Source organism: Roseibium sp. R5, from assembly GCF_055755305.1.
Window position 1 is genome coordinate 27,997 of the sequence record NZ_CM146910.1, and the last position, 20,497, is coordinate 48,493.

General features: G+C 57.1%; 20 protein-coding genes. 6 read left to right on the top strand and 14 right to left on the bottom strand.

All coding sequences use genetic code 11. The features are described 5' to 3' along the window. Positions 1 to 6 precede the first annotated feature (6 nt). The 7 genes from AC0J4F_RS00145 to AC0J4F_RS00175 all read right to left on the bottom strand — a co-directional run bounded on the left by AC0J4F_RS00145 (position 7) and on the right by AC0J4F_RS00175 (position 9,540). Positions 7 to 447 (bottom strand): 6,7-dimethyl-8-ribityllumazine synthase, encoded by a 441-nt coding sequence (locus AC0J4F_RS00145; RefSeq protein WP_473025070.1) that lies wholly within the window; start codon positions 445 to 447, stop codon positions 7 to 9. Positions 448 to 513: 66 nt separating this feature from the next. Continuing rightward, positions 514 to 2,601, bottom strand: a complete 2,088-nt coding sequence (gene glyS / locus AC0J4F_RS00150; protein ID WP_473025071.1) for a glycine--tRNA ligase subunit beta — start codon at positions 2,599 to 2,601, stop codon at positions 514 to 516. A 593-nt stretch (positions 2,602 to 3,194) separates the two neighbouring features. After that, positions 3,195 to 4,415 carry a sodium/glutamate symporter gene (gene gltS / locus AC0J4F_RS00155; protein ID WP_133948214.1) on the bottom strand — a complete coding sequence of 407 codons (1,221 nt, stop codon included), beginning with the start codon at positions 4,413 to 4,415 and terminating at the stop codon, positions 3,195 to 3,197. 390 nt (positions 4,416 to 4,805) lie between these two features. Further along, the gene (locus tag AC0J4F_RS00160; RefSeq protein WP_473025072.1) at positions 4,806 to 6,767 is read right to left on the bottom strand and encodes a DUF2207 domain-containing protein; all 1,962 of its coding nucleotides are present in this window, start codon (positions 6,765 to 6,767) and stop codon (positions 4,806 to 4,808) included. A 22-nt stretch (positions 6,768 to 6,789) separates the two neighbouring features. Next, on the bottom strand, positions 6,790 to 7,347 hold the full coding sequence (locus tag AC0J4F_RS00165; protein WP_133948218.1) for a LemA family protein: 558 nt from the start codon (positions 7,345 to 7,347) through the stop codon (positions 6,790 to 6,792). A gap of 440 nt (positions 7,348 to 7,787) precedes the next feature. Continuing rightward, positions 7,788 to 8,753: a glycine--tRNA ligase subunit alpha gene (locus tag AC0J4F_RS00170; RefSeq protein WP_133948220.1), complete on the bottom strand. Its 966-nt coding sequence runs from the start codon at positions 8,751 to 8,753 to the stop codon at positions 7,788 to 7,790. A gap of 190 nt (positions 8,754 to 8,943) precedes the next feature. Further along, complete coding sequence (locus tag AC0J4F_RS00175; RefSeq protein ID WP_133948222.1) at positions 8,944 to 9,540, bottom strand: TetR/AcrR family transcriptional regulator; 597 nt, start codon at positions 9,538 to 9,540, stop codon at positions 8,944 to 8,946. 109 nt (positions 9,541 to 9,649) lie between these two features. Here AC0J4F_RS00175 and AC0J4F_RS00180 point away from each other — a divergent pair, with 109 nt between their 5' ends. The 3 genes from AC0J4F_RS00180 to AC0J4F_RS00190 all read left to right on the top strand — a co-directional run bounded on the left by AC0J4F_RS00180 (position 9,650) and on the right by AC0J4F_RS00190 (position 11,233). Beyond that, positions 9,650 to 9,967, top strand: a complete 318-nt coding sequence (locus AC0J4F_RS00180; protein ID WP_133948224.1) for a hypothetical protein — start codon at positions 9,650 to 9,652, stop codon at positions 9,965 to 9,967. Positions 9,968 to 10,018: 51 nt separating this feature from the next. Next, positions 10,019 to 10,549, top strand: a complete 531-nt coding sequence (locus tag AC0J4F_RS00185) for an MAPEG family protein (RefSeq protein ID WP_133948226.1) — start codon at positions 10,019 to 10,021, stop codon at positions 10,547 to 10,549. Positions 10,550 to 10,642: 93 nt separating this feature from the next. Next, the gene (locus tag AC0J4F_RS00190) at positions 10,643 to 11,233 is read left to right on the top strand and encodes a hypothetical protein (RefSeq protein ID WP_133948228.1); all 591 of its coding nucleotides are present in this window, start codon (positions 10,643 to 10,645) and stop codon (positions 11,231 to 11,233) included. Between the two features lie 33 nt (positions 11,234 to 11,266). On the opposite strand, the gene AC0J4F_RS00195 is transcribed toward AC0J4F_RS00190, so the two are convergent. From AC0J4F_RS00195 to AC0J4F_RS00215, 5 genes are all read right to left on the bottom strand, one after another. Then, positions 11,267 to 11,500 (bottom strand): hypothetical protein, encoded by a 234-nt coding sequence (locus AC0J4F_RS00195; protein ID WP_133948230.1) that lies wholly within the window; start codon positions 11,498 to 11,500, stop codon positions 11,267 to 11,269. Positions 11,501 to 11,608: 108 nt separating this feature from the next. Then, positions 11,609 to 11,794: a hypothetical protein gene (locus AC0J4F_RS00200; protein ID WP_473025073.1), complete on the bottom strand. Its 186-nt coding sequence runs from the start codon at positions 11,792 to 11,794 to the stop codon at positions 11,609 to 11,611. 47 nt (positions 11,795 to 11,841) lie between these two features. Beyond that, positions 11,842 to 12,699: a S49 family peptidase gene (locus AC0J4F_RS00205; protein ID WP_133948234.1), complete on the bottom strand. Its 858-nt coding sequence runs from the start codon at positions 12,697 to 12,699 to the stop codon at positions 11,842 to 11,844. 90 nt (positions 12,700 to 12,789) lie between these two features. After that, positions 12,790 to 13,425, bottom strand: coding sequence for a PilZ domain-containing protein (locus AC0J4F_RS00210; protein ID WP_473025074.1), 636 nt, complete (start codon positions 13,423 to 13,425; stop codon positions 12,790 to 12,792). Positions 13,426 to 13,735: 310 nt separating this feature from the next. Further along, on the bottom strand, positions 13,736 to 14,635 hold the full coding sequence (locus AC0J4F_RS00215; RefSeq protein WP_473026467.1) for a uracil-DNA glycosylase: 900 nt from the start codon (positions 14,633 to 14,635) through the stop codon (positions 13,736 to 13,738). Between the two features lie 396 nt (positions 14,636 to 15,031). Between AC0J4F_RS00215 and AC0J4F_RS00220 the strand changes: the two genes are divergently transcribed. Further along, positions 15,032 to 16,708 carry an electron transfer flavoprotein-ubiquinone oxidoreductase gene (locus AC0J4F_RS00220; protein WP_473025075.1) on the top strand — a complete coding sequence of 559 codons (1,677 nt, stop codon included), beginning with the start codon at positions 15,032 to 15,034 and terminating at the stop codon, positions 16,706 to 16,708. Between the two features lie 86 nt (positions 16,709 to 16,794). Here the strand turns inward: AC0J4F_RS00220 and AC0J4F_RS00225 are convergent, their stop codons facing one another. Further along, positions 16,795 to 17,565, bottom strand: a complete 771-nt coding sequence (locus tag AC0J4F_RS00225) for a nuclear transport factor 2 family protein (RefSeq protein ID WP_473025076.1) — start codon at positions 17,563 to 17,565, stop codon at positions 16,795 to 16,797. 178 nt (positions 17,566 to 17,743) lie between these two features. Here AC0J4F_RS00225 and AC0J4F_RS00230 point away from each other — a divergent pair, with 178 nt between their 5' ends. Together AC0J4F_RS00230 and AC0J4F_RS00235 are read left to right on the top strand one after the other, a co-directional pair. Further along, complete coding sequence (locus tag AC0J4F_RS00230) at positions 17,744 to 18,121, top strand: winged helix-turn-helix transcriptional regulator (protein ID WP_133948241.1); 378 nt, start codon at positions 17,744 to 17,746, stop codon at positions 18,119 to 18,121. Positions 18,122 to 18,831: 710 nt separating this feature from the next. Then, positions 18,832 to 19,014 (top strand): hypothetical protein, encoded by a 183-nt coding sequence (locus AC0J4F_RS00235; RefSeq protein ID WP_133948243.1) that lies wholly within the window; start codon positions 18,832 to 18,834, stop codon positions 19,012 to 19,014. Here the strand turns inward: AC0J4F_RS00235 and AC0J4F_RS00240 are convergent. Beyond that, positions 18,990 to 20,282 carry a DEAD/DEAH box helicase gene (locus tag AC0J4F_RS00240; RefSeq protein WP_133948245.1) on the bottom strand — a complete coding sequence of 431 codons (1,293 nt, stop codon included), beginning with the start codon at positions 20,280 to 20,282 and terminating at the stop codon, positions 18,990 to 18,992. The two genes, AC0J4F_RS00235 and AC0J4F_RS00240, sit on opposite strands and share 25 nt — an antisense overlap. Positions 20,283 to 20,497 lie beyond the last annotated feature (215 nt).

Below are 20,497 nucleotides of genomic sequence, written 5' to 3' on the forward strand. Positions count from 1 at the left end.
TGACCGTTAGACCTTAAGGCTCTCCCGGGTTTCGCCGATCATGAGGGCCGCTTGCGCGGCTTCCCGGCCTTTTTCGACGAAGTGGTCCTTGTAGATGCCGATGTGGTGCTCGGTCGGCTGGAAGTGATGCGGGGTCAGAGACACCGACAGGACCGGTACATTGCTGTCTAGGCTCGCCTGCATCAGGCCGCTGACAACGGCCTGCGCCACAAAGTCATGCCGGTAGATCCCGCCATCGACCACCAGAGCCGCCGCAGCGACGGCAGCATATTTGCCGCTGTTGGCCAGATCGCGCGCGAGCAACGGCATTTCGAAGGCGCCGGGCACGGTGAAGACATCGACCTGGTCGGCCGGGATCACTTCACAAAACCCATCCAGAGCGCGGTCCACGATTTCGGCATGCCAGTTGGCCTTGATGAAGGCATAGCGGGTTGGTGCTGCAGTCACGGCTGACTCCTATAAGCAACAGAATAAGTGGAACGAGCCTCATCGGATAAGGCCCGGATCTGTGAGTTAACCGGCGACTTTGGAGAAATCGGCAACCACGTGGGTGGCGTCGCGGATTTCGGCGAGCAGCTGAAGACGATTCATCCGAAGTGCCGGATCGTCGGCATTGACCAGAATGTCCTCGAAGAACTTGTCGACCGGTGCACGCAGTTTGGACAGCGCCTCCATGGCCCCTTCAAAGTCTTCCGATTTCACAGCCTCGGCGGCCTCGGCACGGCCCGTGTCGATGGCAGCTGCCAGATCAATCTCGGCCTGCTCGGACAGGTGATCCGCGTGCGGCTTGCCGGTAACCGGTTTGCCGTCCTTTTTCTCTTCCGCCTTCAAGATGTTCACCGCCCGCTTGTAGCCGGCTGCCAAGTTGGTGCCGTCGTCGGAGGAGACGAATTTCTGCAAGGCTTCAACGCGTTTCACGACCATCAGGAGATCATCCTGACCCTCGAGCGCGAACACGGCGTCGATCAGATCATGCCGCATGCCCTCGTCCTTCAGGTGGACCTTCAGGCGGTCGGCGAAGAAGGAGAGAAGATCGGCAACCAGTGCTGCTTCATCATCAGCTTTTGCAGACTGGGCTTTCAGCGCGGAGAGGATCAGATCCCCCAGCTTCAGGCGCAAATTGTTTTCCAGAACAATCCGGATGACACCCAGAGCAGCGCGGCGCAGGGCATACGGGTCCTTGGAGCCGGTCGGCTTTTCGTCAATCGCCCAGAAGCCGGTGAGAAGATCGAGCTTTTCGGCCAAGGCCACGGAAATCGCGACCGGATCGACCGGCACGTTGTCGCTCGGACCCTGCGGCTTGTAATGCTCTTCGATTGCGGTCGCGACCGAGGCGTCCTCGCCCTGTGCAGTGGCGTAGTAGCGGCCCATAAGGCCCTGCAGTTCGGGGAACTCGAAGACCATCGCGGAGACAAGATCGGCCTTGGCAAGTTCCGCACCGCGTTTGGCCTTGGTTGCATCTGCGCCAACCAGCGGCGCAAGCTCTGCGGAGAGCGCGATTAGGCGCTGAACCCGTTCGCCGACGCTGCCAAGCTTTTCGTGGAACTTCACATCCGACAGCTTCGGCAGATTATCGGAGAGTTTGGTTTTCAGATCGCTGGTCCAGAAGAACTGGGCGTCCGACAGGCGCGCACGGATCACCTTCTCATTGCCGGCGATGATCAGCTGGCCGTCATCGGGCGCAACGATGTTTGAGATCAGAACGAACTTGTTGGCGAGTTTGCCCGTTTTCGGGTCTTTCAGAACAAAGCACTTCTGGTTGACCTTGATGGTCAGCTGAATGCACTCGTCCGGGATCTCCAGAAACGCCTCGTCAAAAGACCCGGTGAGGACGACCGGCCATTCGACCAGACCGGCGACTTCTTCAAGAAGCCCCGGATCCTCAACCAGCTCAAGCCCGAGCGCCAAAGCGCGGTCTTTTGCGTCGGCAAGGATGATGTCCTTGCGGCGGTCGGCATCCAGCACGACCTTGTGCTTTTCTAGGGCCGGCGCATAGTCGTCGAACCGGCGCACATCGAAGGCCACATCTGCAAGGAACCGGTGGCCGCGTGTGGTCTTGCCGGACTTGATCCCGTCAAACTCGAACGGCACGATATCCGGCTCTTCGGTTTCCGGACCGAAGGTGGCGACGATGGAATGCAGCGGACGGACCCAGCGGGTTGATGTGGTGCCCCACTTCATCGACTTCGGCCACGGGAAGTTGCGCAAGATGCCCGGCATGAATTCGGCGATGATGTCGATGGCGGAGCGGCCCGGCTTTTCGATCACGGCAACGTAAAAATCGCCCTTCTTCGGGTCGCTCTGGATCGTCGCCTCGTCAATGGAGGCAAGCCCTGCCCCGCGCAAAAACCCTTCGACGGCCTTTTCCGGCGCGCCGACGCGCGGACCCTTGCGCTCTTCCCGGGTCGCGGCAGAACCGGCCGGCACACCGGCAACATGAAGGGCGAGCCGGCGCGGCGTTGCAAAGGCTTTGGCACCCTCATAGGGCAAACCGGCATCCACCAAGGCATTGGTCACAAGCGTTTTTAGGTCTTCGGCCGCCTTGCGCTGCATACGGGCCGGGATTTCTTCGCTGAACAGCTCAAGCAGAAGATCGGGCATAGGGTCAAAAGCCTTCGGGTCTGGGTGGAAACCACCGGAAATGCGTTGGCCGTCCGTTACCAAGTCAGCCGCGGCTTGTCACCCCCTTTGGCAATAACGGGTTCGCAAAGTCAGCCCGTCCGGCAGGAATTGGGACGAGGAGCCGGACCAGATCGGCGTCAGTCTCAGCAACCCATTGCCGGGATGATCGCCAAGGGAATGGCTGGGCCTGTGCCTCACTCACCTTCGTCATTACCCGGCTTGACCGGGTAATCCATGCCGTTGCGGTGCCCAAAACCGAGCCGTGTTGTTTGGAGACCGAACGGCATGGATCCTCGGGTCAAGCCCGAGGATGACCGAGTGAGGGGAGAGGCATTGCTTTGTAACATCGAACTCGCGCGTGCTTTTCTCAACGGACACTCCACCCCCTGACCGTCGTCCAGGACGACCGCAAGGAGATCCGGGATCTACTCGCAGCGCCACTTGCCGCAGGCGCCGATCCGTTTCCCCACGGCTCTGCGAACGAGTGGGTCCCGGATCTCCGCTCTGCTGCGTCCGGGATGACAGTGTAGCGTTTGGCAAGACTGCACTTCAAAGACACTTGAGACCGCGTGCTACCCTCCCAAAAACAGAACGATAATCACCGCATTCGCGAGGTCGACGAAGAAGGCGGAGACGAGCGGCAGGATCAGGAAGGCCTGCATGGCCGGGCCATATTGCTTGGTCACTGCCGTCATGTTGGCGATGGCTGTCGGGGTCGCGCCCAGCGCAAAACCGGCGAACCCCGCCCCAAGCACCGAGGCGTTGTAGTCCCGCCCCATCACGGGGAAGAGCACGAAGATGATGAACAGCCCTGCTCCAAAAATCTGAGCGGCCAGGATCAGCATCATCGGCCCGGCGAGCCCAGCGATGGTCCAGAGCTGCAGACTCATCAGCGACATGGTCAGGAAGATCCCGAGCGCAAGATCCGAGATCACAGCGAGTGAGCGCGACCGGGCTGGCCAGACAATGTTCTTGAAAATGAGAGGCACGGTGTTGGACAGGATGATGCCGCAGAACAGGCAACAGACGAACACCGGCAGGTCCAGATTGAAGCCGTATACCAGAGCCTCCTGTAGCGCGACACCGAGTGCAATCGCGATGTTCAGCACAAGGATCGCCCGCATCAGGCCGGTGTGAGTTACGCTTGTATCGGCTTCGTCCTCGGTCTCGATCCCGATCACCGGGCCTTCATCCGGCCGGTTCGGGTCCGGCTTGCCACCCTTTACCTGGATCAGATAGTTGCCGATCGGACCGCCCAGCAAACTCGCCGCGATCAGGCCAAGAGTTGCGGTTGCCGCGCCGATTTCAACGGCACCGACAACACCGTATTGCTCGACCAGACGCGGTCCCCAGGCAATCGCAGTGCCATGACCGCCCACCAGCGAAATCGTTCCGCCCAGAAGGCCAAAGCCCACCGGCAATCCCATGGCGACGGCAATCCCTGTGCCGATGACATTCTGGAACAGCATATAGCCGACCGTCAGCATCAACAGGATCAACAGCGGCTTGCCACCCTTGGCAAGATCCGAGAAGCGGGCGTTCAAACCAATAGCGGTGAAAAAACAGTAGAGAAGGTAATCACGCGCACCGAGCGAAAAGCTGATTTCCTTGTCGAAGACCCCGTAGGCAACAAGCGCGAGTGTTGCGACCATCAAACCGCCGGAGACCGGCTCTGGAATGTTGTAGTGGCGCAGGAACGCGAACTGCTTGTTTAGACGAACGCCCAGAAAATAAACAAGAATCGCAATATTGAAGCTGAGAAACTCATCCAGCGTCAGCACTTCGCCGCTCATATCAAACCTGCCCCTTTTTAGCCCAAAGCGACCCTAGCGAAGAATGACGAGGTTTACCAGTTCAGCGCCGAGCCAGCGCGGCCAGCTACCAACCTCCGCCGCTAGCAATGCCGCAAATGGTTCAAAGCATAGGCTGCGCAACAGAGCCGCCCCGGACATGATCCGGGGCCACGTCGCCCGGTCCCGGCTCAGGGCCGGGACAGCGGCATCAGCCCAGCCCCGCATCAAGGTAACCTCTCCCGCGGGGAGAGGTCAGACTGCTGACAAAGCCCCTTCTACCCTCCGGCGTCATGTTCGGACTTGTTCCGAACATCCATTACACATTGAAAAAACTGGATCCTCGGCACAAGGCCGAGGATGACTGCTGAGAGCCATGAGGTCTGAGGATAGCTACCAGCCGCCGCCGCCGCCACCGCCTCCGCCGCCGCCGGAAGAACCGCCGCCGGACGAGCCGGAACTGGAGCTGGAAGACACCGGCAGGGAAGACTGGAACGATCCGGCCATGGCACTTGCCGTTGCGCCAACGCTGCGCGAGATGTCCCGGCTGTCGAAGTCTCGGCCGCTGTACCACCTCGGACGGTATTCACGCGACTGTCCTGCATTGGCTGCACTCGACAGCCAGGTTTCAAAATGCGTGGACCAGGGCTTTTCAACGCCCAGCGAAACCGCAAAGGGAAGCAGCTTTTCAAAATGAAGAACACTCATGTTCGGCGCATCCGTCATGTTCAGACGGTCTTTTTCGGCAACCGACAAATAAAGCTTCAGGCCCTCGATCTTGTCCATGACCACCCGGCCATGGGTGGTCGGGATGTCGATGACATTGGCATAGACAATGAACATCAGGACAATCCCGATCACAAATGCGGGCAGCAGGGGAATTTCCGGCGGGATTTGAAGGATAAACGCGGTGAGATGCATGACAAGGTAGACGGCGCCAGCAAAAATCACGGCAAATAGCAACCAGAACGCCAAGGCCTTGGAGCTGCGCCCCGTCGTTTTGTCAAACAGGCTTTGAACCAGTATTGTCAGGCCGACGGAGCCCGCAATTCCGAAGATGGTGAAAAAGCCGAACAAAAAGGACTGCTCGAACTGCGCATCGCTCAAGTTGCCGAAATAAAACAGCGAGAAGATCGTCACAACACTGATCCCAAGACCGGGCAGCAGATAATACCCGTTATGCTTGAAATAGACCCCGCTGTATTCGCGGTTGATCGCTGAAACGAATTTGTCTCCCAGCGCGCTGATCGCCTTGCCGTTCTTGTCATTCAAGGCAAGCGGTGTCCCGCGGCCCCGGATGTAACTCTCGATAACGGCCTCGCCTTTCGGCAGCGGCTCATCATTTACCGGTGTGCCCTCCTCGGGCATTTCCAGAACAAGATCCTTGTCGTCTTTTGAGAGTTTGAGACGTCCCTTGGTGGCAAGGCTCAAACAGGCGGCGGCCAGTGCGACCCACCGCTGCCCTTCGATCCCGCGATTGGTGATGTAGTTGGCCATCGCCGGCGACACGCCATCCGGTCCCTTGAAGCGCGGGAAGATGACACCGCGGGCCGGATCCCGGCCAACGCGCCACCAGGAAATCAAGTAATAAAGAACAAGGATCAGAACCGCGGGCGCGCCGATCGCAAAGACCCGCTGGTCCTGGAGCCACATGTCCCATTTTTCAGACTCGCTTGGCTCCGCGACAAAGCCCTTCGGGAATCCGACCGCGACCGTCAGGCCCTCGTAAGCGCCGAGCGGCTGCGTGGTCTCGAAGACCACCTGCCCCGTTGCCGGGTCGACGGAGGCCTCATAATCGGTCGCATCAGAGCCGAATGCGCCGGTGTAGGCAGCATATTGCGTAGCGTCGGCCCCGGCAGGCAAGCGGACCCTCGCAACGGCTTCATCGATCGGGAAGATCCACTCGTTGCCTGTCGCGTTCCAATAGACTTCATCATAGCCGTCAAAGAAACGGACTTGGCGCCACATGCGGTATTTGATCGTGTAGGTGTAAACGCCGGGATCCAGAAACACATCTTCGCGGCCAATGTAGATCCGGACACCGCGTCCATTCTCCCGAGTGAACTTGTTTTCGCGCTGCCCGTCCCGCAAGACCTCCAGCAGCTCAAACGGCACATCATGCTCCCAGCCATTGGCGTCTTTTGCGCGCAAGGGAACGTCGCGGAAGATGCCTCGCTTGATCTCATCGCCTTCGGCCCGGACCCGGATGGTTTCCGTCACGATCAGGGATCCGTCCTCCTGAACGTCGATGTCGGAGACGTATGTGAGGATGCGTTCTTCCGAGACCGCACCGCTGACTGTTACGAGCCACAAGACAGCCGCCAGGACCGCCATCAGACCTTGATGGAACCGCATGATCGGATCTCCCGGAAACTTCTTAAAATTCAACCTTCGGAACAGCGCGCTCCGCTGCGTCCTCGATCTCGAAATACTCTGCTTTTTGAAAACCGAACTGGCCTGCGATCAGGTTGGACGGGAAGCTTTCTACGGCAACGTTGAGGCCGCGCACAGCGCCATTGTAATAGCGCCGGGCCATCTGGATGGCGTTTTCGATTTCATCAAGGGAATTGTGCAGATCTGCGAAATTCTGGCTGGCCTTGAGGTCCGGATAATCTTCGGCGACGGCAAACAAACGGCCCAGCGCCTGGGTCAGCGCGCCTTCCACCCTGGCCCGGCCGGCGATGTCCGAACTCGAAACGGCAGCGGCATCCGTGCGCAGCCGGGTTACGTTCTCCAGCGCTTCCTTTTCATGGGACGCGTAGGCTTTCACCGTCTCAACCAGGTTCGGGATCAGGTTGGCACGGCGCTTCAGCTGGACATCAATCCCGCTCCAGCCTTCCTCGACCATCTGCCGCTTTTTCACCAGCGCGTTGTAAAGAAGGATCGCGAAAACCGAGAGCGCGATCAAAAGAGCGAGAATAAACCACGTGGCCATAAAAACCTCCGAACCATTTGCAGCGGAGGCTAGCCGGACTTTCAGCGGATGTCATCGCCCGGCCGCAGCCGAAACGGCCAAAACAGGAAAAGTGTAATCCAGACCACACTTTTGACGGTCCGAGACAAGTTTACCGGGGTTAAGCTGATGTTATTACAGCCGCAACTCAGCAGTTTGTCATCCCGCCAAGCGAAGCGCGAGCCGGGATCTACTCATTTGCAGAGCGGTGGTGATTTCGCTTCAAACGTTTCGGCACGTGGATTTGCGAGTAGGCCCCGGGTCTTACGTTGTTCGCCCGGGGTGACATCGGTTGGAGGGGGGCTTTGTTTCTGTTGGCATACGGGTTATTCGCCAGGATTATCCGGGACCCACTCATTTCCAGAGATGCGTTTTCTGAACTTAGTTATTGACCACGTCAGGATTATTGCTGGAGCCCGGCGTTATTCAGCGGCCTGATTGTGATAGCCGACGCCGCCGGCTTCTGTTTCTAGGAACGCTGCGCCGCAGGCCTTGGCAAGTTCGCGGACCCGCAGGATGTAGCTCTGGCGCTCGGTCACGGAAATCACACCGCGGGCATCCAGAAGGTTGAAGGCATGAGAAGCCTTGATGCACTGGTCATAGGCCGGCAGCACCACCTGATGAACCGACAGGCCGTTGTCGTCGCGGGCCTTGGCACCGGCGTCTAGAATGGCACGGCATTCGGCTTCCGCGTCCTTGAAATGCTGGAACAGGGTTTCGGTGTTGGCATGCTCGAAATTGTAGCGGGAGTATTCCTGCTCAGCCTGCAGGAAGACATCGCCATAGGTGACTTTATCGGCACCTTCCATGCCGTTGTAATTCAGGTCATAGACGTTATCGACGCCCTGAATGTACATCGCCAGACGCTCCAGGCCATAGGTCAGCTCGCCGGAAACCGGCGAACACTCAAAGCCCGCGACCTGCTGGAAGTAGGTGAACTGCGACACTTCCATGCCGTCGCACCAGCACTCCCAGCCAAGCCCCCACGCGCCGAGCGTCGGGCTTTCCCAGTCGTCTTCCACGAAGCGGATGTCGTGGACCTTCGGGTCGAGGCCGATGGCATAGAGCGAGTTAAGATAAAGCTCCTGCAGGTTCGATGGCGACGGCTTCAGAAGCACTTGGAACTGATAATAATGCTGCAGGCGGTTCGGGTTTTCGCCGTAGCGGCCATCGGTCGGGCGGCGGGACGGCTGCACGTAGGCTGCCTTCCACGGGCGCGGCCCCAGCGAACGCAAGGTCGTTGCCGGGTGGAACGTGCCGGCGCCGACTTCCATGTCATAGGGCTGCAGAACAACGCAGCCCTGATCGGCCCAATACCGTTGAAGGGTGAGGATGAGGCCTTGGAAGGAGTTTTCAGGGCGCATATGCGCCGGAACGTCGCTCGACATTTTTTCGTGTTCCTGAGAACGGGGACCAATTGCTTGCGGCAAGGGTTCCCCCTCGCCTGTTGGCGCGACAGGTGCCACGGAGGACCGGAGAGGTCAAGGGTGGGAAGTAAACGCCACTCACGAGTTACGGACCGGTTTCCGGAATTGAGCGCTCTTCCAAACCAAAGTGGACAATTTTTGCCGGAAGAAATCAACACTGACCTTCCCTTAAGAGACGTTTTGCCGATTGGCCCGCAGCAACGCGCACTTCCTTTGCCAGCTTTGAATCCGGTAGCGCGCGGGAAAGAACCATCCCGCCGACGCACAGCGCAGCGATCGCTTGAGCCCATTGCCTGTTGGTGCTGTCGTTGGAGGACATGTTTGTCTCAAACAGAGAGACCATCGCCTCCAAAAGGGTCTGAAAAGACTGCTGGGCCTCTATCCCACCTCTCGCAATATCCGAAGGCAACGCGATCATCGGGCACTGCCCATCCAGATCATCTAAGTGTTCCGGCGACAAATACGCGTTGATCATTTGGTGGGCCATTTCGGGCCGCAGGTTGGTGACATCGATACCGGCATCTTCCCGCCACTCTGCGCCGCGCCCCATCAAAAAGCTCATCACCGCTTCGCTGAAGAGCTCTTCCTTGTTTTTGAAATGATTGTAAAAACCGCCGCGGGTCAGTCCGGCTTCCTGCATCACCATGTCGATCGACACGCCGTTGAAGCCATGCCGATTGAACAGGACACGGGCGGTCTCCACAATTTTCTTTCGCGTTTTATCCTTGTGTTCAGCGCTATAGGGCATCACTTCCTCCGATACGAGGTGTACTTAGCACCGCCTCTAAAAATGTTCTTTATCATATTTTGATTTGTGCCAATCGTTCTCCCCTTGATTGAAACAAGGAAAGTTCAACATGCCCAAATTTTTGCTGATTTATCACGGGAAGCCTGACATCCAGAGCCGGGAAGATGGTGTCAATCACATGCAAGCGTGGAAAGCCTGGAGCGCCTCCATTGCTGATGCTGTCATTGATCCAGGCCTTCCGGTCGGGCCGTCGAAAACGATCACGCCAGATGGTGTCGAGGATCACGGGGGAACCAATCCAGCGAGCGGCATGACCGTTCTGCAAGCCGACACAATGGAAGATGCGATTGCCTTGGCCAAAGGCTGTCCTCATCTCAGCGGGACCGGCACCATTGAGATCGCAGAAGCTTTGGACATGGACATGTGAGCCTGCAAGACCAGCCCACTGACATAGACACCGGGCTCGTCTGGAGCCTGGTTGGAAACCAAGCAACTCGCCCCGTCGATCAGTAAAACGCTTCGATCGAAGCCACCCTCTAATCGAAAACAATTGATCGGCGATGCTCGCTTTGTTGTCATCAACGAAGCCTGCATCGCCGATGGAAATCAAAGGCGACAATCAATGACCCAAGTCCTGCTGCCCGTCACAATTACTGTTACAAGCCTGCTCGCTATTTCTCTCATCCCGCTGACCGGCTGGATCGGCCTGCGCCGCGAAAAAATCGGTGGTGTCTTTCGAGGCGACGGCGATGATGCGACGCTCTTCAAACGCATCCGGATTCACGGAAACCTGATGGAGAATGCGCCAGTCTTCATCCTGGTTCTGGGAGCATCTGAAATGGTTGGGCTTGCGCAGTTGTGGCTGTGGTTGGCTGTTGCCGTTTTTCTCATTGGGCGTGTCTTGCACTTCATTCTCTTTGACAGCAGCAAACGCGGCTTCGCCATGCTGATCACCCTGCTTCCCGGGATGTTGATGGGCTTTTGGCTTCTTTTGCAGACTTGGCTTTGAACAAAACTTGGACCAAGTCTCCAATCCGGCTGCAGAAAACCAAGTTGCCCGCCGGCTCGTCGGTCCTAACTCACCAAGGACAGGAGACAGATCATGGACGCAAGTTTGGCACGTACGGAAACGCAGACTTCAAAAGCCCTTAGCGCAGAGCGGGATCTCAGCGTTTACATGATGCTGGTGGATGACCGGCTGAACATCTTTTCCGTGTTCGACGATCTGCGCTACGACCGCTCGGACGCGGACATCATGAGCCCGGGCATGCGCACGCATGCCGTTCAGCAGCTCAAACCCTTCGGTTTCAAGCAAACCTCCGGGTCCGTCCTGCACAACAAGGCCGATGATGTGTTCTGCTACATCCCAAAACCCCAGGTGCTAGGGGCATCCCCGTTCGATGTCCTGCGCTACACGCCGAAGCGCGCGCAGGACTATTACATCCTCACGCCGACGCAAACGGCCTGCCAGATCATTGACACCTATTCCTTTGATGACGCTTTAGAAAAAGTGTCAGCGCTCATTCAGAAGCAGCCGATCAATCTCTACCGGTTGATGGATTATCTGGAGCGCAAACCGATCCATGAGACGATCCGCGAAGCGCTCGGGCACTTCAAGTTCATCCAGCGCAAGGCCGTGCAATCTGAACCGCTGAAACGCCGGAAAGCCTTGGGGTCTGGTTTTTTCGGCTAGGGATCGAAAATGGGTGTTGTCGCAGCAGGCCCGTCAATGCAGGCTCAGCAACACTTCTATGTCGCGCAGTGTAAGCGGCGATAGCAGCGCCCGGTCGTCGTTGTTGAGGTTTGTGCCTTCATCAACTTGCTGCTTGATCTGCAGTGCGATCTGGCTGGTTGGCTGATAGTACAGGTCCGGGTTCGATCGGCTCAGGTCTTCAAGCAAACGCGTAATGAGTTTTTTTCGCTTTTCAGCGTCCAAATCGCCGTGCTTCTCCTGCAACATGGCTCTCAATCCTTTTTGAGTTTAATATCTTGTGTCAGGAAAAATAGCGCACGGCGCCCTTTGGTCGAGCCACCGCATCAAGGTTTCTGGACGACGCTGAAAACCGTTTCAGCTCTGGGGCCGGTACTTCCCGCTGACAGGATCCAGTACAAGCTTTTTGCCGCGCCCGGCCGGATCAGCCTTTGCCGCCGCCTTGGAGATCTGCGCTTCGACATCCGCCATCTTGCGCTTGATCCGTTGGACAATCCAGTATCCGCCGACCGCCAATGCAGCGGCCCCAATCAACTCGGTCATCTTATATCCCCTGTTGCTGACTTAGCTCACACCCTCAATACGTTTTTTTAAAGACCAAAGCGCTGCCACATGAGCCGCTCCTCGGCCGCCGAGATCAGTTCATTGCCAAGGCCTGCGGTCAGGGCTCCGGCCTCCAGTTTGACGCCGACGCCGCCCTTTCGGCCGAACAGGCCGCGCGGGGCCGAAATCAGCTTGGCTTCCGCCTTGTCGCCATAGCGCTTTTTCAAGACACCGCGCAGATCACCTATGGAATCCACAAGCCCAAGATTGACCGCGCTCGATCCCGTCCAGAACTTGCCCGTGAAAAGATCCGGATCATCCGACAGGACATCCGCCCGGCGGGACTTCACCATGTCGATGAAGGTGTCATGGATCTCTTGCTGCAGGGTTTTCAAGTATTCGATGTCTTCGGGCACTTCCGGCTGAAACGGATCGAGCGTGACCTTTTTCTCACCCGCCGTATAGACCCGGCGTTCAACACCGATTTTTCCAATCAACTCCGTGAAGCCGAAGCCGGCCGCGACAACACCAATCGAGCCGACAACGGAAGACGGATCGACGATGATCTCATCGCCCGCAAGCGCAATCATGTAACCGCCACTGGCCGCAACATCCTCAACAAAGACCAGAACGTCCTTTTCGTTCTCCTTGGCCAGATCCCGAATCCGCTGGAAAATCAGCCGCGATTGCACCGGCGAGCCCCCGGGAGAATTCACGATAAGCGCCACAGCCGGTGCCTTTTTCATGGAAAAGGCGCGCTCCAAAGGCAGGGCTGCGGTTGCCAACGACAGGCCTGGCCGCAACGGGCTGGACATGCCAATAGGCCCCTGCAGGCGCACGACTGGAATGATGGGGGCGTCATTTTTCAAAAAACCGGGCAAAAACCGGCGCAAGGAAGACAGCACGAAGAGGTAATCCTGACTAATTTGTTGTTTCAGGAGATATAGGTGCTGGTTTGGAAGATACCACTGCACGATCGCAACAAGGCAGCAGGATTATCGGGCCGGGATAATGTGCGGCTGTTTCACCAGGGTCTTTTTGCGGCTGCCATTGGCACCGGCTTTTTCGGCCAGGCTTGGCGGCCGGATCGTCTTGGCCGCCATAAACTCGGTCTTTCCGCTGAACTGCCAATTCATTTTAACACCTGCGTAGCCGTTGGCGCGCCAGACGATGCTGCCGCCAACAGGCAGATCCATGCCCGGGATCCGCAAAGCAATGGTGTCCGGCAGTTCGTTTAGCTGATTGCAGAAAAAGCGGCATCCGGACAGGCTGGCATCCACGATCTGACAACTCACCGGAGGCATTCCGTGTCCTGGAAGAACCGAGGCCGCGATAGAAACCGTGCGGCGCTTTTCCTTGCGCTTTTCCCGTTTCGTATCGTCTTCGAACAAGAATGAAACCCGGACCTCTTCTTCCAGGATATCCCGGATCTTGCCCTTGACCATCTTGTCCAGACCGGACAGGCGCAGACCGATTAGTTTGTTTTTTTCCGAGTGGGAGGTGTCCCGGATCCGGCATCCGGATCGGGTGATGTCTGTCGCGATCGCCTCCTCGCAATCAAGGGTCTCGAAGTCGAGAACCAGGACCATGATGTTGGAGCCGCCGGAATATCGGTCAAAGATTTCCTTCACATCCAATCTCCAGCTGACAGCGGTTAAAGACCACTTCCAGTTGGGGAAAGACCATAGGCCTCAAAGCGCAAAAATATTGTTAATTCTACCGGTGACTCTAGGATGTATTTGCAGTGACTTTTATATAATAATTTTCGAAATTTTGTTTTTCCGTTTCCTTACAGCCCTTTACAACATATCTGAACAGCTTTCTCTTCTATACAGAATGCAAATATTTGAGCTTGTGTTTGAGTAGTGGCTGCATTTTCTTGAACAAATCGACCGAACGGTCAGCTTGCAATCAGTGCCTTGCGTCGCCTCAGTTCGTCGATCAGCCCAGCTCGGACAGCTTGGATTTCACGCTTAGAAAATCGCGCCAGGACAGCCGCTTCTCAAGCGGGCTGCGCAACAGGTAGGCCGGATGGTAGGTGGCCAGAGCTGCGACCTGACGCCCAGCGACTGGATAGGTCATCCAGCGGCCACGCATTTTCCGGATACCGTCCTGCACTCCGAGCAGCGTCTTTGCAGAGGCTGCGCCTAGGAACACAACGACATCCGGGTTCACCAACTCGATCTGGCGCTGGATGAACGGGCGGCAGATCTCCGTCTCCTGCGGTGTCGGCGTGCGGTTTCCCGGCGGCCTCCAGGGGACGGTGTTGGCGATATAGACTTGGGATCTGTCGAGGCCAATTGCCTTCAGCATCCGGTCAAGCAGCTGACCGGACCGACCGACGAAGGGTTTGCCCTGCAGATCCTCATCGCGGCCCGGCGCTTCGCCAATCAACATAACCTTTGCATCCGGGTTGCCGTCGGCAAATACGAGTGACTTGGCCGTACGTTTCAAGTTGCAGCCGTCGAAAGCCTCAAGACAGGCCCGCAGATCAGCCAGAGACCCGGTGCTAGAGGCCAACTCTCGCGCCATGGAAATGACCGCCTGATCCGGGATTGCTCCGTGATCGGTGGGGCTGCGGGGACCGGCTCCAACGACCAGCGCGGCCGGGGCTGGTCCGGGCTGAGAGGGGGATTGGTGCTGCGGCGGCATCTGCCGAACTTGTTGGGAGGAGCCCTGCCCCGGAGCAACTGGCTGAGCTGCAGCCTGCGGTGTGGCAATTTGCTGGCGTGCTTTTGCCTGAACTTCGGAGAGCTGGAACCAATCAACGACGTCTTCACCCAGCGATGCATCAACGCCTGATGCCAGATAGAAATCCAGCAGGGCTTCCAGATGCCGCATATCAGACGGGCTGTGTTGCAAACGAACTCTCCAACGGGGCCGAGCGCCCAGAGACTGACCGCAGATGCAGTCATCAGATGAACCGGTAAACTAAGCTAAGAGGTCATGCCTGCCAAGGCGGCACCACACAGCCGCAGATATCCTCCCACACCCTTTGCGTAAAGAGTTGCGCAACCAAACAGGAAGGCACCGCATCGACAGGTAGGCATAATTACGTTTACGTAAGCGTCACTTTTGCACTTGACGCCCGAGCCGAGCTTTGGTCTATCTGGCCCCAAATAGGAGCATTCGGCAACCGGCTTCGCATTTTCATATGCAAAATGTCGCGAATTGCCTGTCATTGAACGGCAAATCGCGCGAAACCGGCACTGCGAACCTTGTGGAGGGAGACATTTCATGAGCGAACAGGACGCGCTCGGCGAACGCGAAAGCATGGACGTGGATGTGGTGATCGTCGGCGCTGGCCCGGCTGGTCTGGCCGCCGCGATCCGTTTGAAACAAATCGCCAATGAAAAAGGCGAAGACATCAGCATCGTGGTCTTGGAGAAGGGCTCCGAGGTTGGTGCGCACATCTTGTCTGGCGCCGTGATTGATCCGGTTGCCCTCGACAAGCTGCTGCCGGAGTGGCGCGAGGAAGACACGCCGTTGAAAACCCCTGTCACGGACGACCAGTTCATTGTGCTTGGGCCAGCGGGCTCGATGCGCCTGCCGAACATGTTCATGCCGAAGCTCATGAACAACCATGGCAATTACATCGTGTCGCTTGGCAATGTCTGCCGTTGGCTTGCGGAAAAGGCGGAAGCGCTCGGCGTCGAGATTTATCCGGGCTTTGCTGCAGCCGAGATCCTTTATGACGACAACGGCAATGTCACGGGCGTTGCGACCGGCGACATGGGCATCGGCCGCGATGGCAAGCCAAACGCAATGTTCACCCGCGGCATGGAGCTGCGCGGCAAATACACCCTGATCGGCGAAGGTGCGCGCGGATCTCTTGCCAAAGAACTGATCGAGAAGTTCGAGCTCGACAAGGACAGCGATGTTCCGAAGTTCGGCATCGGCATCAAGGAACTCTGGCAGATCGACCCGGCAAAGCACAATCAGGGCCTGGTCCAACACTCCTTCGGCTGGCCGCTGGACGGCAAGACCGGCGGCGGCTCCTTCCTGTATCACCTGGAAGACAACCAGGTGGCTGTCGGTTTTGTGGTGCACCTGAACTATGAAAACCCGTGGCTGTCGCCGTTCGACGAATTCCAGCGCTTCAAGACGCACCCGGCCGTCCGCGAGACATTCGAAGGCGGCAAGCGCCTGGCCTACGGCGCACGTGCCATTACAGAAGGCGGGTATCAGTCCATGCCGAAACTGTCCTTCCCGGGCGGATTGCTGATGGGCTGCTCCGCAGGCTTCGTCAACGTGCCGCGGATCAAGGGATCGCACAACGCGATGCTCTCCGGCATGCTGGCAGCAGAAGAAGTCATGGCCGCGATCGTCCGCGGCGAGGCCAATACAGAGCTCGCCGCCTATGATCAAGCGTGGCGCGACAGCGAGATCGGCAAGGATCTTTGGAAAGTCCGCAACGCCAAACCGCTCTGGTCGAAATTCGGTACGGTGCTGGGCGTTGCCCTCGGCGGTCTCGACATGTGGACCAACGAACTGTTCGGCTTCTCCTTCTTCGGCACCATGAAACACGGCAAGCGGGATTCTGAAACGCTGAAACCGGCCAAGGATTGCAAGAAGATCGACTATCCGAAGCCGGATGGGGTGATTTCCTTCGACAAGTTATCATCGGTCTTCCTGTCGAACACGAACCATGAGGAAGATCAGCCGATCCACCTCAAGGTTGCTGACGAAACACTGCAGAAGATGTCCGAGCACGACATCTACGCTGGCCCATCCAACCGTTATTGCCCGGCCGGGGTTTACGAGTGGGTGGAAGAAGGCGAGGACGCACCGCGTTTCCAGATCAACTCGCAGAACTGCGTGCACTGCAAGACCTGCGACATCAAGGATCCGAACCGCAACATCACATGGACGGTGCCGGAAGGCGCAGGCGGTCCGAACTACCCGAACATGTGATCTGTTCGTTCACAGAAAAAACCAGAAAGCCGGGACGTCCGATTTGACGCCCCGGCTTTTTCTTATGTTCAACGTGTTGAAGCTGCTCAGAACTTGCCGTTGTCGTGTGCCATCTCTGCTGGAATCGGGGACACGACGTCCCAGTGCTCAACGATCTTGCCGGCCTCGACCCGCCACAGATCGAAAAACGCCCAGGGCTCGCCGCCCATGACGGCATCAGAGGCAACGAACACGAAGTTGCCCTCGGCAACGACGATTTGCGGCTCAAACTTCGTGATCACCTCCCCCTGGGCCGCAAACTCTTCAATGGCCTTCATAAGGCCGTTGAGCCCGTCACCGATGAGCGGATTGTGCTGCATGTAAACCGCCGGATCCATGTACTGGGTCACGTTCTGCGGCGCTGCACCACCAAGAACGTCCCGGACGAAACCCACAACCAGTTCCTTGTTTTCCTGTGTGCGGTCATGGTCGGTCACTTCGACAGGGCCATCGGTCATTGACCGCCCGGAGACCGTTGCCTCGGGCGGTGCCTGGAGATTGTCCCAATGCTCGGCAACAACACCATCTTCAACCCGAAACACATCAAAAGCGACTAGGCTCGGCGCCCCAAAGGCATCTGCATTTTCATAGGTGTTGTGCAAGACGACATAATCACCTTCCGAGATCACACGGTGAGTTATGACGGTCAAACCGGTGTCTTTCACAATTGGGATTGCGCCCAGCAATCCGTCCGCGCCGGTCGGGATCGCCGGATTGTGTTGAATGTAATCGGGCGCCAACAACGGTTTGGCAGTCTCTGGATCGTGATCCACGAAAGCTGCGGTCAAAAGAGCAAGTACCAATTCCTTCGGCGACATGTTTGTATCCTCTGTTTGTGTCGTCGCCATAGTAAGTATTTATTCTGCACCTACAGTCAATTACGCACTAATTTATCACAAGGTATGCTCCAGGATACCTGTTGTTTTGCCATGTGTTCTGACACATAATCCAAGTTTGATATCTGTCACTGGTTCCCTATGCATACCGAGACATCCCATGCTCCCAATTGGTGTTGAAACCAAGGCTGAAGCCTCGAACTGTCCGATCCGATCCGTTCTCTCCAATGTCACCGGCAAATGGCGCATGATCATTGTTCTGGCGCTGGAAGATGGACCGATGCGTTTTGGCGAGATCAAACGCTGCATCGGAGATGTCACGCAGCGGGTGCTGACGGAAAATCTGCGCGGACTGCAGCGGGACGGCTATCTCACCCGCACGGTCGATCCAGGCCCGCCGGTCGCTGTATCCTATAAACTCACGCCACTCGGCCAAAGCCTGGTTGCCACTTTGAAGCCTCTGGTGTTTTGGTCCGGCGAGCAGATGGAGCAGGTTAAAACAGCCCGCCTGGAGTATGATCGGGCCCATCCGAAATAAGCCCATCCTTTGGACGGATATGACTGGAGTGGACGTGCAGACTTGAAACGCAACGTCGACTGGACACGTGGCATCAGTCCTTATTGGTGCTGGAGACCGGCTGAGGATTGAGGCTCCTAAAACCAGAGCGGGTTACACATAAACAAAAGTTATGGCTTAAAAGATCTATCAAATACATAGACTTACCATTAAACCCAACGTTGCTGGCGCGCACTCTTCCGGATGCAAAACACACCACACAACCTTGGACTGCATGATTCACAAGGATTCGGCGCTTTTGCGAGCATCTTCAGCCGAATTATCGATTTTCAATCCACAGCCTCGGGGCAAAATTTGACGATATAATCATTTTTTATGGGGTAATAGATAAAGAAAATACAATGAACAATTCATTGATGTTTAAGGTTTTCCGGATTTCACACAGCTAGAGACTTCGTTCAGGACTTACGCAACACAACCTAAATATTCCGCAGCACACCTCGGTTAAAACGTTGATTTTTATCATTTTTATACGTCTAAAACCACGATTGACGCAGTCTAGGTTGTATTTGCACTTTGCAAATGATTAACCTAAATTCACTTGCATCGGAAAGATAATAATAAAGTCTTAGAAGATTAGAGTGGGCTTGCACCTGCGGACACCGAGTCTCGCTTAGCGTTTAAACGCAAAGGCAGAAATGGTGTCTTGTGGACCAGGAGCAGAGGGCAAAATGAGAGACGCGGCGGTCTCGCACTTTTGGCTCGATGTGACAAATGACTACTCAGCGCGGATTGACTGCACTGACCCCATCGACCACAGGACACCGCACCGGGAAGGCCACTTCCCGGTGCTTTTGTTTTCAGCGTCTGATACTTGGCAAATGCTCGATTATGCCGCGTTCTTGCGCGCCTGAGGGCGACGGCGACGGTTCTTGGCAAACCGGCGACCGTTGTCGTTGTCGCCTGCACCGGCAGCCTTTTGGAACCGTGGCTTGCCACCGCCACCGGACTTGTTGTTTTTCGCGCGCTTGGCAGCCTTTGCAGCGGACATCGGCGGCACTTCACCACTGACAACCTCAATATCGATGCCGATCAGCTTCTCGATCTGACGGAAGAGACCTATTTCTTCCGGAGCACAAAGTGCAACCGCATCGCCATCCGCACCTGCACGGGCAGTCCGGCCGATCCGGTGCACATAAGCTTCGGCGACTTCGGGCAATTCGAAATTATAGACATGGCTGACGCCCGGAATGTCGATACCGCGCGCTGCAACGTCCGTTGCGACCAGAACTTTGATCGCGCCGGAACGAAGTTCCTTAATCGCGCGCTCGCGCTGGTTCTGGCTCTTGTTGCCATGGATCGATCCGGCAGCAATGCCCGCCTGCGCCATTTTGCGCATCAGGCGTTCGGCGCCGTGTTTCGTTCGGCAGAACACCAGCGACATGTCGTCCGGCTGATCCGACAACACATCGATCAGGAATCCGGTCTTCGCCTTGGCGTCCATGAAGTGAACCTTCTGGCGGATCTTGTCGGCGGTCCGGCCAGCAGGAGACACTTCAACACGTGCCGGATCCGTCAGGTAGGATTGCGCCAGCTCGTTGATCTGCTTCGGCATGGTTGCCGAGAAGAGAAGCGTCTGGCGCTCCTTGGCCACAAGACCGGCAATACGGCGCAGTGAATGAATGAAGCCGAGGTCCAGCATCTGATCAGCCTCATCAAGCACCAGATACGATGCCGAGCCGAGATCAACCGCATTGCGGTCCACGAGGTCCAGCAACCGGCCTGGTGTTGCCACCAGAATATCGGTGCCTTTCGACAACCGCTTGATCTGCCCGTTTATGGACACACCGCCGACCACAGAGGTCACCCGCAAAGGGGTGGTCTTCAGGAAGGAAATCAGGTTCTTGGCGATCTGGTTCACCAGTTCGCGTGTCGGAGCCAGGATCAGCGCACGGGTCCCTTTGGGTGCCGCCCGTTGCGGCTCGGCCAGAAGACGCTCGATGAGGGGCAGTCCGAATGCGGCGGTTTTGCCGGTCCCGGTCTGCGCCAGACCCATCAGGTCCTGTCCGTCAAGAATAAGCGGGATTGCTTTCTGCTGAATAGGGGTCGGAGCCTCATAGCCATTGTCTTTGATGGCGCTCAGCAGAGAGCTGGAAAGCCCCAGGCTTTCAAAGTTGGTCAAATCAAATATCCTTTGTCAGGCGGACGAGGTCGCGCCTGCGTGACCGCCTGTTGATCGCGGTCCTGTTGCGGTTGCGGCTGCAGAGGCTATCTCGCCATCTGCACAAGCCGTCAGCCCCCGCGTGAACTGGGTACTGGGAATATGTCCGGCTAATTTGGACATGAGCCTGTCATGCCTGGCACATTCAATCGGAGCATCTGCTCCCGGCCGCTCGG